Raw genomic sequence first — 12,365 nt, forward strand, 5'->3', positions numbered from 1 at the left:
ATCCGTAAATTAGACAAATTATTGGTACATTTTTTGTTGACTTGTTATAACAAGATCGAGAATCTATTTGAATTTTGTCATTTGCTAAAGTATAATATGAATATAAATAACAAAGGAATTATCGTCCTATGAAACGGGGAAATCAATATGAAACAAACGCCTAAATATGCTCTGATTGAGCAGGATTTTATCAAAAAAATTCAATCCGGCGAACTGGAAGCCGGCGCAGAACTTCCAAGCGAATCTGATCTAATTCAATTATATCAAGTCAGTAGAGTAACTGTCCGCCGTGCGATTGATGAATTATATCATCAAGGATATATTGAAAAAATGCAGGGAAAACGCACCTGCGTAAAGGGAAAAGTCAAATTACAGGAACTGACTTCCATTTCCAGTTACACCGAAGAAATCATCCGACAAGGCATGACGCCTTCACGCAAACTTCTCACCGACAATCTTAGAGTTTGCACTGACGAAGAAGCTGCGCTTCTCAATCTTCAAAAGGCCGATCCTGTGTTTCATATGAAGCGAATCTATTTTGCAGATGGTACTCCGCTGTGTCTTACGAGCACCGTGCTTCCTTATCACTTATTCCGCGATATAGAAACCTATGATTTTGAACAACATTCTCTCTACAAAATCATAGAAGAGAATTATCACACACCTATCACAACTTCATCACTGAAGTTAAAAGCAGTTGCTGCTTATGGCGATATTTCCAAATATCTGAACATCAGTGACGACACTCCTCTTCTATATTCCACAGGACTGACTTATGGAATTAAAAACGAGGAGGAAATTCCCATTGAGCTCTTCTATAACTATTATTTAACAACACGGTTTGAATATTCCCTGATACAGAGAAGATAAGGGGGAGGTGCTTACGCACCTCCCCTGTAGCATCTCTTATTCTAACAGCAATCCTAGTTTGTGATTGTCTCTTCTGTCTCTTTATCAAATACATGAATCTTATCTGCATCCAGCGCAAACTTCACGGTATCTCCTGTTCTTGCCGTTGTTCTTGGATCTACTCTTGCCGTCATATTTGCACCTTCATAATCAAAGTACAAGTATACCTCTGCTCCAAGCATCTCGTATACACGGATGGTTGCCTCAATCACAGTGTTTGGAGATTTTGCGAGGAATTCCGGCTCATCGTGTACATCCTCCGGACGAATTCCAAGAACCACCGTCTTTCCATCGTAACCGCCGTCGATCAACTTCTTGCCCTTTGCCGCCGGAAGCTCGATCTCGGAAGGTCCTGCCACCAGATATACCTTCTCACCAACCACTTTACAGGTCGCATCTACGAAGTTCATCTGTGGAGATCCGATAAATCCTGCCACGAACAAGTTGCATGGTGAATCGTATAAGGTCTGTGGTGTATCTACCTGCTGAACCACACCGGCATTCATAACAACGATTCTGGTTCCCAGTGTCATCGCCTCTGTCTGATCATGGGTTACATAAATGATGGTCGTTCCCAGTCTCTGATGCAGCTTGGAAATCTCAATACGCATCTGTCCACGAAGCTTGGCATCCAGGTTAGAAAGAGGCTCATCCATCAGGAATACCTTAGGATTCCGAACGATTGCACGTCCCATGGCAACACGCTGTCTCTGTCCTCCTGAAAGAGCCTTCGGCTTACGATCAAGCAATGCTTCCAGATCCAGAATCTTTGCGGCCTCGCGCACCATCTTATCAATCTCATCCTTTGGAACTTTTCTTAACTTCAGTCCAAATGCCATATTGTCATATACCGTCATATGTGGATACAGAGCATAGTTCTGGAATACCATCGCGATATCTCTGTCCTTTGGCTCCACATCATTCACAATCTTGTCTCCGATCTTCAATTCACCGGAAGTAATTTCTTCCAGACCTGCGATCATACGAAGTGTCGTAGATTTTCCACATCCAGATGGTCCTACAAAGATGATAAATTCTTTGTCCTCAATCTCCAAATTGAAGTCTTTTACCGCCTCAAACCCATTTGGATATGTTTTATTAATATGCTTTAATGATAAACTTGCCATTGTAATGATTCCTCCCTGATTCATTTTCATTTCACTCTATATAAAAGTATAAAAAAAAAGTTCATCCTGGTCTATGACCAGGTTGAACAATTTTTTCTTCCATGTCCCGTCAAGTTGACGAACCCTCATCTAAAGCAGCGCTTGATACACATCTCTTTTACTGACGCCCCGGTCTTTCGCCACCTTCTTCATCGCATCTTTCCGGTCAATTCCCTGTGTCAGGTAGTATTCCATATGCTCCTCTATGCTCATCTCTTCCCATTTTGCAATAGCCGCTTCTTTTAGTTCCTGTCGGCTCTTTCCTTCCAGCACCATTACACATTCTCCCCGTGGCTCTTTCGCTTCATAATAGGAAACAGCATCAGAAAGCGTTGTTGCAAATGCCGTCTCATGCCGCTTGGTAAGCTCCCGACAAATCGTAACCTTTCGATCCCCCAGTCGCTCCAACAGCTCCTTTAACGTACGCAGCAACCGGTGAGGCGCCTCATAAATGATCATGGTTCGCGTCTCATTCTCTAATTCTGCCAGTACTTCCTGCCGTTCCTTTTTATCCGCCGGGAGGAAGGCCTCAAATGCAAATCTCCTTGTGGACAGTCCCGACAGTGTCAATGCTGTAATACATGCAGCTGCTCCCGGAAGCGACGTCACTGACACCCCCGCTTCATAACACATTTTTACCAGTTCTTCTCCAGGATCGGAGATTCCCGGTGTCCCTGCATCTGTAATCAACGCAATATTCTGACCATCCAAAAGCTTCTCTACAAGCTTTCTTCCTTTTTCTATTTTATTATATTCATGGTAACTGGTCATGGGCGTGTGAATCTCAAAATGATTCAAAAGCTTGATACTGTTCCTGGTATCTTCCGCAGCAATCAGGTCTACTTCCTTCAATGTTCGGATCACCCGGAATGTCATATCCTCCAAATTACCGATGGGGGTCGCACACAAATATAAAGTTCCTGCCATCTCTTTCTCCTCCCTATGCGCCGGACAATCCGTACAGCTTTAGAAGTTCTTCTGTATAACTTCCATCTTTGTGATATACAATCAGCGGCGGTTCCACCGTCATCCGGGGGTTCCCGTTTTTCAATCCCTCTACCAGAACCATGTTCGGTTCCTTATCAACATAAGGATAAACCAGACGCATCCGCTTTGGCTCAATCCCTGCCGCCGACATCTTGGCCAGAATCTCCGGCAAACGAAACGGTCGGTGCACCATATAGAATCTTCCCTTGGGCGCCAGGATTTTTCTACTTTCCCGCAGAATATCATCCAGTGTACACAAGGCTTCATGGCGCGCAATATAAAGGGCGTCGTTTTCATTTTTTAATCCATGATCCCCTATCATATACGGCGGATTTGTGGTAATAACCTGAAAAGAGGCTGCTCCAAATTGGGAAGCCGCCTCCTTGATATCTCCCGTCACAATCTCAATCTTTTCTTCCAGTCCATTTAGCTTTACACTCCGGCGTGCCATATCGGCGCTTTTCTCCTGAATCTCTAGCCCCGCATAGTAACGCCCTTCTGTTTTTGCCGCCAGAAGAATCGGAAGAATTCCGGTTCCGGTTCCCAGGTCCAGGCATCGTTCCCCTTTCTTGACCCTGGCAAAGCCGGACAGTAACACCGCATCCATCCCGAAGCAGAACCGTCCCGGATTCTGAATGATATGATAGCCGCCAATCTGCAGATCATCTAACCGCTCGCCGTCTCGCAGCAGTTCTTCTTCCTGTTTCATCTGCATCATTCCCTGCATCCTTCCTCTTTTGCATCTTCCTATTCATCATCCAGCTTTGATATGCCGTTCTTTTCTTCTAAATTCTTAAGCTGTGCCAGCTCTTCCTTGGACAGCTTTACGTCTTTCTTCCGGCGTCTCGGCTTGAATTTCAATTCAGATGCCTTGTACTCACGGATTTCTTTTTCATCATTATCTAACGTCACAATGACCTTAACCAGCTGACGAAGCACGTTAACCGACTGTACGTCCCCGCGAAGACCTTCCGGTGTTGTGACATGATCGCCATTCGATGGAAGGTGACTATTCAATTCCTCGTATGTCTCCTCTTCATTCGTCAGACAACACATCAGTCTTCCACAGACTCCGGAAATCTTAGATGGATTCAGCGACAGATTCTGCTCCTTGGCCATCTTAATAGAAACCGGTGCAAATTCTGACAAATACGTGTGACAGCACAACGGTCTTCCGCAGATTCCGATTCCTCCGCGGATCTTCGTCTCATCGCGTACACCGATCTGTCTCAGTTCAATTCTGGTGCGGAATACACTTGCCAAGTCTTTTACCAGCTCCCGGAAATCGATTCTACCATCCGCCGTAAAATAGAACAGCACTTTATTGTTGTCAAACGTATACTCTGCGTCAATCAGCTTCATTTCCAGCCCATGCTTGCGGATCTTCTCCAGACAGATGGAAAATGCTTCTTTTTCCTTTTCTCTGTTCTTCTCTTCCTTTCGGATATCATCCGGTGTCGCAACACGTATCACAGATTTCAAAGGCTGTGTAATCTTTTCTTCGTCCACATCCTTTGGTCCGGTGACAACCGAACCAAATTCCACTCCTCTTGCCGTCTCTACGATAACTTTATCTCCCGGACTCACCTGATATTTCCCCGGAGCGAAAAAATAAATCTTGCCCGCCGGACGAAACCTTACTCCTATTACTTTTATCATACCGTTAATTCTCCTTTATTGTCAGAAACAAAAGCTCCATTACCAGCTCAAAATTGACATTTGCTTTCAATCTGGATTTTGCCTTCTCCAGACTTTCCAAAATCGTCTCAATTCCTTCATATGAGCTCTTCTTTGCCTGTTCTCTGATCGATTTCATCTGATCTTTAAATACCACTTTGTCTACATCTTTTGTTGCCTTATAAAGCAGAACATCCCGGTACCAGATCATAATAATATCCAAATAATCTGTAATTTCTAATTTATATGCTGTAATCTGCGTAACCGCTTTTAAGATCTCGCTTAATTCCATCTCGTGAATATATTTCAAAAGCTGAACCGCTTCTTCACGGATTTCATTAAAATGCTCAGAATTCGCAAGCATAATGGCACGTCCTAAGTTGCCCTGCGCAAACGCGGTACACATATCGGCCTTGTAATCCGGCACTTCCATCTTTTCCATCAGATATTTCCGAATCAATGTATCCCGAATGTTCCGAAGCTTCAGCATCACACATCTGGAATTAATCGTCGGAAGCAGAATATCCGCATTCTCAGTAAGCAACAGTATCACTGCATATGCCGGCGGCTCTTCGATGGTTTTCAGCAATGCATTCTGTGCCTGCACAGTCATCAAATCGGCATGATCAATAATATAGATTTTATACGGTCCCTGATATGGCTTAATCATAATGGTATTATTCACCTGCTCGCGAATATCGTCCACACTGATCGTATTCGGTTTTTCATGGGTCACACGGATAATATCCGGGTGATTGCCGCTGTCCGCCTGACGACAGGAATGGCATTCATTACACGGATCCGGTCCTCCCTTCTCACACAGAAGGGTCATGGCAAAGAGACTGGCCAGTAATTTCTTCCCCGATCCTCTCTGTCCATTTAAAATATAAGCGTGTGATACTTGATCCTCGTTTACCGCATTTCTGATATATTTGATAATATCTTTGTGTCCTACCACATCTTTAAAGCTTCCCATATCGTATATCCTCTATTATTTCTTTCCTGCATTGCTGCTTATCCTGATTCACATAACGCCTGGTAATTCCAAGCCGCTGTAGGTTCTGTTCGGAGAAATCCTGCGTATCCGCCAGAAATCTTCTGCACATCTCCGCATACCTGGGCGTCTCCTGCTGCCGTTCCCGCTTAAGCGCCCGCATCAGTCGTTCCCCATCTTCTACCTCAATATAAATGGGAACGATTCGTTCTTCTCCGTAGTAACTTCGCATCTTCTCGTAAGACTCCAGCGTCCCAATCATCAGATAATCCTTATGTTTAAGATCTGCCTGTCCATCATCCACCGTTGCATAACGCCAGATTCCATGTACCGTCTCATAAGCACGCTGCTCAATTACCTTTCCCTGCTTTTCATATGATTGTAATGTGTCCTCCGCAACAAAAAAGTATTCCACTCCATCCTGCTCGCCCTCCCGCATGGGGCGGGTTGTATAAAGTGTAACTGTCTTTAACTGCGGCATCTCCTCCAGGATTTCCCGAAACAGTGTATCCTTGCCGGAAGAACTTTTGCCCATCATATAATATATCTTACCCATCAATAAAGACCTCTATCTGCCCTTCTTCTTTCGGACCTTCCAGGGAAAATCCCAAGTCCTGATACCATTGTAACACATCCGCCGCGTCCTGTGAAATTCTTTCTCCCGGCACCAACACCGGAATTCCCGGCGGGTACAGATAAGCATATTCCAAAGCCACCGCTCCAACACTGTCTTTCCAGCTTTGGCGCTTTCGCCTCTCGATTGGAATATCCGTCAACTCCCAGCTTCTTAGAACTACTTCCGGTTTCGGAACTTCCACCTTCTGCCCGCTCTCTATCAGCGTATACTTATCCTGCGTACACATTTCAAAAAGCTCTTCATCAATCTCTTTCACTGCCCGTACCAGACGAGAATAACCTTCTTCCGAATCAAAAATAGATGTCATCGCAAGCGCATAAGTCCCCGCCGCCATCTCAAGCTGTAAATGGTATTGCTTTAACAATTTAAAATAAAGTTCCCTTCCACTCATTCCTGTTCCACAAACAGAAAGTACCAGCTTAGAGGGATCAAACTGCCGCGTCTTTGCCAACTGAATATAGCGGCACTGCTCCAGTTCTCTTCGCAAAATCTTAAGTCGTTCTGCGTAGCTGTCAAAAAGGCCTGCTCCCTTCTCCCGAAGAAGCTCTACACAACCGTCAATTCCAGCCATTAGAAGATACGATGGGCTGCTTGTCTGCAGCATATGAATGTAATTCTTTACTCTTGTACGATCCACCAATGATCCATTCAGATGGATCAGCGCCGTCTGTGTCGGCGCCGGCAGTGTCTTATGCAGGCTGTGAATCACAATGTCCGCCCCTTTTGCATTGGCATTTTCCGGAAAATAGGGATGAAAACCAAAATGCGCCCCATGAGCTTCATCCACAATCAATGGAATCCCCCTTTCATGAGCCGCCTCTGCCACTGCTTCTACGTCGGACACTACCCCGTCATATGTCGGTGAAACGATGACCACCGCACAAATTGTCGGATGTTCTTCCAATGCCCGTCTCACATCTTCCGCAGAAATCGTCGTATTCAACTGAAGATCTGAATCAAAGCCGGGATACAAATACACCGGATTTAATTCATTCATATATATTGCATGATACACAGACTTGTGGCAATTTCTTGCCACAAGTATGGTATCTCCTTTTCTGGTTACGCCTGCTATGGCGCTTAAAATGCCTGCCGTACTTCCGTTAATCAGATAATGGGTTTCCTCTGCTCCATAAAGATCCGCCGCCCGTTCTTGTGCTTCCAGCAGAAGATCCTGCGCATGATGCAGATCATCAAACCCTTCAATTTCTGTAATATCCAGATGATACGGAAGATCCGGCATCTCTTCTACGAGATGCCGTTTATGCCCCGGCATATGAAATCCATAATAATCTGACTGACTATAGGCGCTTAACTTTTCATATATCGTGCCCATTATAATCTCTTCAACAATTCTTCTCTTTCTTTTTCAAAGCCCGGTTTTCCAAGGAGTGCGAACATGTTTTTCTTATAGCTCTCCACACCCGGCTGATTGAATGGGTTTACTCCGGAAATATATCCGCTGACACCCGTTGCAAACTCGAAGAAGTAGAACAGTTCTCCCAAAGAAAATTCATCCTGTCTTGGAATATTTACCATTAAGTTCGGAACATTTCCATCGGTATGCGCAAGCATCGTTCCATTCATAGCGCTCTTGTTAACGAAATCAACCGTCTTTCCTGCAAGGTAATTCAGTCCGTCCAGATCAACTTCCTCTTCCTGAATCACAATTTCTTCTGAAGATTCTTCTACATTCATAACCGTCTCAAACATGATACGGCTTCCGTCCTGAATAAACTGACCCATAGAATGTAAGTCTGTCGTAAGGTCTACAGATGCCGGGAAGATTCCCTTCTGATCTTTTCCTTCGCTCTCTCCGTATAACTGTTTCCACCACTCGGATACATAGTGAAGGCTTGGCTCATAATTGGCCAGAATCTCCACGCTCTTTCCTTTTCTGTGAAGAATGTTGCGCACTGCCGCATATAAAACAGCATCATTCTGTTCAAATGGATCGTTCAGCGCACGTTCTCTTGCTGCTGCCGCTCCGTCCATCAGTTTCTGAATATCTGCCCCACTGACTGCGATTGGCAGAAGTCCTACAGCTGTCAATACGGAGAAACGTCCTCCTACATCATCCGGAACAACAAAAGTCTCATATCCTTCTTCTGTTGCAAGATTCTTCAGTGCACCTCTTTCTTTGTCCGTTGTTGCATAAATTCTCTTCGCTGCTTCTTCTTTTCCATATTTTTTCTCCAGCATTTCCTTAAAGATACGGAATGCAATTGCCGGCTCTGTTGTAGTACCGGACTTGGAAATAATATTTACTGAGAAATCACGATCCCCAATCACATCCATCAGATGTTTTAAATAGGTGCTGCTGATACTATTCCCCACATAGTAGATCTCAGGAGTCTTTCGAACCTCTCTTGGAACCATATTATAAAAATTATGACGCAGGAACTCGATTGCTGCTCTCGCTCCCAGATAAGAACCACCAATGCCAATCACTAACAGCACCTCTGAATCTTCCTGAATCTTTGCAGCAGATTTCTGAATACGAGCAAACTCCTCTTTATCATAATCAACCGGCAGATCAATCCATCCAAGGAAATCATTTCCTGCCCCTTCTCTTCCAAGCAGTTCTGCCTTTGCCTGCTCTGCAATCTTCTTCATGGATACCATTTCATGATCTGAAATAAAAGCTTTTGCCTTTGAATAGTCAAATGTCACTTTGTTCATAGTGCTTCTTTCCCTCCATCTTTATCTGTCAATATGTACGTTTCCATTCTAACAAATCAGAACTACAGAATCAAGCCCATAACGCGGATGCTTCCTATGCCATAAATTCTTCCAGAATCTGACGGATCAGTACCTCTCGAGGCATCGGTTCCGGCGTCCGGATCAATTGTTTGCCTTCCGTAACTTCATCCTCTTTCGCTGTCCGCAATGTCTCTGACTCCTTCACAACTTCTGTTTTTATCTGTGGCGCCTCCGGCTCCTTCATGGTCTCTTCCGTCACCTTCAGCGCCTCTGGCTGCTTCACGGTCTCTTTCGTCACCTGCAGTGCCTCCGACTCCTTCACAACTTCTGCTTTTATCTGTGGAGTCTCTGACTTCTTCACCGCTTCTGACTCCTTGACAGCCTCTGCCGCCATCTGCAGCATCTCTGACTGATGCATAGCCTCTTCCGTCATCTGTGGCGCCTCCGGCTCCTTCACCGCCTCTACGCTTTCTACATTCTGCAAAACCCTTGGCTGCTCTGCTCGCTGCCGATTCTTCTCATATTTATGCAGACACACATTTTCCAAATAGTCCACCATATAATTGTGAATCGCCTCAAGACGGTATTCCTCATCGGTGGTCAAATGAAACAGATACACAAAGATTCCAAGCGCCGCACCTACTCCAGCCAGCTTCAGAACCGCTTCCCCCATGCCAAAGGTGCTATACCAGAGAACGGATCCCAGAATACCGACAACGATACAGGCTCCCGCCGCTGCCTTTTCCATTCTGCGCAGACTGTGAAGCCGCACTCCTGCGACCTTGTATTCAAACAAATACTTGTCCACAAACACATCCACATTTCCCACCGTGTCACTGATCATACAAGCATGTTCAAACTTCGCGCGAACCAAACGCATCAGCGGGTGGTTACTCTTGCTCATACTGCCCGATGCACGCACCAGTCGTTTCAGGGTAACATTCACCATACACTTACTCAGAATTCCTACCGCCGCCAAAATCCCCATTGCCACGTATAACGCGTGGCTTTCCAACATCATTTCCAACATCTTAAAAGCCCTCCTTTTGCCTAATATTATACTGAAAATACAAAAGGAGTGTTCAAAAAGCGTTCTACAGATTCCGACGTCTCCACAGAAAATCCTGTCAAATCGGGGCGTCTTTTCCTCCCCGGTCAGTCACTTGCGCACTACAATAATTTCATTAATTCTTTGACAAGCCTTACACTATGGCTGATTGCCTTCTTTTCAAAGGCTGGATAATCCATAACTGCACTGTTGTCGGCTTTGTCCGATATGGCACGAATAATGACATACGAAATTTTATTAAGGTATGCTGCCTGAGCAATTCCTGCTCCTTCCATTTCTACACACAGCGGGTGGAAGTTCTCCACAATCTGCTGTTTTACCTCTGCCGATGCCACAAACTGATCCCCACTTGCCACTCGTCCTGTAAAGGTATGAATATCTGGATTCGCCGTCTCATTTGCCTGCACTGCCTTCTGTACCAGTTCCATATCCGCCGGAAAGGACAGCACATCCATTCGCGGAACCTGTCCTCTTGGATCGCCAAATTCTGTTGCGTCCATATCATGGTGCAGTGCATCTGTCGAAATCACTATATCCCCGATATCAATTCTCGCATCCAAAGAGCCTGCAATTCCTGTATTGATCAGTCGATCCACATGGAAACAATCGACCAAAATCTGCGCGCAGATCCCCGCATTAACCTTTCCAATTCCACTCCTTACAATGACAACCTCCTGACCTTCCAGGCGGCCCTTGCAAAAAGTCATAGAAGCTTTCGTAATCACTTCCTCAATCTCCATATCCGCTTTGAGTGTCTCCACTTCGTCTTCCATTGCTCCAATAATTCCTATCATCGGTTTCTCCTCCTCGTTTAATCTATTCTCTGATTTACAAATCAACTTCTACAAGCAGTTTCTTCTATACTCGAAAACTCCTGTCTGGTATTTGGATAAAGCATACATTTTTGAAAAAATAGATTGAAATTTAGATCTGCATGATACCAAAAATATGTTGCAGCCAGAGATATCTAAGAAAATACTGCTAATGCAACCATTATACCACGTGCGCAGAAAAGGAAGCACCCGTAAGGGTATTTTCTTTTCAAGCCGTGGATCGCCTGGGATAATCTGGCACGAATGTGGCAACAAGCCGACAAGTCGGCTTGGATTGCATGTAATGCAATCATTATACCACGGGCATCTTCAAAAATAAAAGATAGAATTTCAAGAAAACCTTTGCTATAATCAAAACTGGAATTGCCACCGGCAGCCTTTACTTATTAAGATAATTTCCCAAAGGAGGAAGAAACATTATGGATTACAAACCACATGGCGTCTGTTCTCAGTTAATTAAACTGGAACTGGAAAACGATATTATTAAACACGTTGAATTTATCGGCGGATGTAATGGAAATTTAAAAGGAATTGCAAGTCTTGTGACTGGTATGAAAGCTCAGGATGCTATTGAGCGAATCGAAGGAATTACCTGCGGGAATAAACCTACGTCCTGTCCAGACCAGCTGGCTCATGCATTAAAACAGGCGCTTGCTCAATAAAACAACCCGTGAAAAATAACGAATAAAATAATAAACGGACCCCCATAAATCAGACTGCTAATCTGATGGATGAGGGCCCATTTATTTTCATGGGCATATCTATACTTCTCCGAAAGGGCTATGGAAGCCCCTGTTCAGGTTTTTCACCCGTATCGTGGGTGCTACGGTTATCAAATATGTAAGGTCGCAATTTTTAGTTGCATTTTATTAAGAACAAGGGGCTTCCATAGCCCTTCCGAATATAAAAGATCTTTTCAAAAATTATTCGATGTAGATTCCGTCGGTATATGAACTGCTTGCATCACTGTTAGCTGCATGGTAACTGCGCACTCGATAATAGTATCCACCTTCCACTGTCAATGCACGATTCGATCCCACTCGGTCCATGTTATGATTGATTTTTTCCCAGCTTTCATAATACGTCCAAGAATCATCGCCCTTTTTCGCCCGTTCAATCATTACAGCTACCTGAATACTTTCGACTTCTTTTACAGCTATCGTCGTTCCTCCGGCATAGAGTTTTCCATCACCTCTTTTTACACACTTAGAATATCCGGTCAACAAATACTCTCCCCGTGTTTTTTGTTCTGTATAACCAACAGATTCATCTTGATGTGTGAGCTTTGATCCGTCAATCATCTCGTTATCCATTGCATTTACCTGGATTCCTAGTGTCAGACAAATCGCTAAGATACATCCTGCTGATAATATTCTTTTCTTCATTTTTT

The 12,365-nt window shown here is 44.4% G+C and carries 13 protein-coding genes; 2 read left to right on the forward strand and 11 right to left on the reverse strand.

What is annotated here, in order from left to right:
- Positions 1-147 precede the first annotated feature (147 nt).
- On the forward strand, positions 148-870 hold the full coding sequence (locus C0979_RS06635) for a GntR family transcriptional regulator (protein ID WP_101695230.1): 723 nt from the start codon (positions 148-150) through the stop codon (positions 868-870).
- A gap of 53 nt (positions 871-923) precedes the next feature.
- Here the strand turns inward: C0979_RS06635 and C0979_RS06640 are convergent, their stop codons facing one another.
- From C0979_RS06640 to C0979_RS06685, 10 genes are all read right to left on the reverse strand, one after another.
- Positions 924-2,036 (reverse strand): ABC transporter ATP-binding protein, encoded by a 1,113-nt coding sequence (locus C0979_RS06640; RefSeq protein WP_101695337.1) that lies wholly within the window; start codon positions 2,034-2,036, stop codon positions 924-926.
- Positions 2,037-2,165: 129 nt separating this feature from the next.
- The gene (rsmI, locus tag C0979_RS06645; protein ID WP_101695231.1) at positions 2,166-3,002 is read right to left on the reverse strand and encodes a 16S rRNA (cytidine(1402)-2'-O)-methyltransferase; all 837 of its coding nucleotides are present in this window, start codon (positions 3,000-3,002) and stop codon (positions 2,166-2,168) included.
- A 13-nt stretch (positions 3,003-3,015) separates the two neighbouring features.
- Positions 3,016-3,780, reverse strand: coding sequence for a tRNA1(Val) (adenine(37)-N6)-methyltransferase (locus C0979_RS06650; protein WP_330403460.1), 765 nt, complete (start codon positions 3,778-3,780; stop codon positions 3,016-3,018).
- A 29-nt stretch (positions 3,781-3,809) separates the two neighbouring features.
- The gene (locus tag C0979_RS06655) at positions 3,810-4,721 is read right to left on the reverse strand and encodes a PSP1 domain-containing protein (protein WP_101695232.1); all 912 of its coding nucleotides are present in this window, start codon (positions 4,719-4,721) and stop codon (positions 3,810-3,812) included.
- A gap of 4 nt (positions 4,722-4,725) precedes the next feature.
- Complete coding sequence (gene holB / locus C0979_RS06660; protein ID WP_101695233.1) at positions 4,726-5,715, reverse strand: DNA polymerase III subunit delta'; 990 nt, start codon at positions 5,713-5,715, stop codon at positions 4,726-4,728.
- Positions 5,702-6,289, reverse strand: a complete 588-nt coding sequence (locus C0979_RS06665; protein ID WP_101695234.1) for a nucleoside/nucleotide kinase family protein — start codon at positions 6,287-6,289, stop codon at positions 5,702-5,704. The genes holB and C0979_RS06665 overlap by 14 nt, the downstream gene beginning before the upstream one ends.
- Positions 6,282-7,706, reverse strand: a complete 1,425-nt coding sequence (locus C0979_RS06670) for an aminotransferase class I/II-fold pyridoxal phosphate-dependent enzyme (RefSeq protein WP_101695235.1) — start codon at positions 7,704-7,706, stop codon at positions 6,282-6,284. The genes C0979_RS06665 and C0979_RS06670 overlap by 8 nt, the downstream gene beginning before the upstream one ends.
- Positions 7,706-9,052, reverse strand: coding sequence for a glucose-6-phosphate isomerase (locus C0979_RS06675; RefSeq protein WP_101695236.1), 1,347 nt, complete (start codon positions 9,050-9,052; stop codon positions 7,706-7,708). Before C0979_RS06675 ends, C0979_RS06670 begins: the two co-directional genes overlap by 1 nt.
- Before the next feature lie 94 nt (positions 9,053-9,146).
- Positions 9,147-10,103 carry a hypothetical protein gene (locus C0979_RS06680; RefSeq protein ID WP_101695237.1) on the reverse strand — a complete coding sequence of 319 codons (957 nt, stop codon included), beginning with the start codon at positions 10,101-10,103 and terminating at the stop codon, positions 9,147-9,149.
- A gap of 140 nt (positions 10,104-10,243) precedes the next feature.
- Complete coding sequence (locus C0979_RS06685; RefSeq protein ID WP_101695238.1) at positions 10,244-10,936, reverse strand: 5'-methylthioadenosine/adenosylhomocysteine nucleosidase; 693 nt, start codon at positions 10,934-10,936, stop codon at positions 10,244-10,246.
- 458 nt (positions 10,937-11,394) lie between these two features.
- Between C0979_RS06685 and C0979_RS06690 the strand changes: the two genes are divergently transcribed.
- Positions 11,395-11,637 (forward strand): TIGR03905 family TSCPD domain-containing protein, encoded by a 243-nt coding sequence (locus C0979_RS06690; protein ID WP_101695239.1) that lies wholly within the window; start codon positions 11,395-11,397, stop codon positions 11,635-11,637.
- Between the two features lie 261 nt (positions 11,638-11,898).
- Here C0979_RS06690 and C0979_RS06695 read toward each other — a convergent pair whose 3' ends face one another.
- Positions 11,899-12,360 (reverse strand): DUF6147 family protein, encoded by a 462-nt coding sequence (locus C0979_RS06695; protein WP_101695240.1) that lies wholly within the window; start codon positions 12,358-12,360, stop codon positions 11,899-11,901.
- Positions 12,361-12,365 lie beyond the last annotated feature (5 nt).

The sequence above is a fragment of the Dorea phocaeensis genome, from assembly GCF_900240315.1.
Lineage (GTDB): Bacteria > Bacillota > Clostridia > Lachnospirales > Lachnospiraceae > Dorea_B > Dorea_B phocaeensis.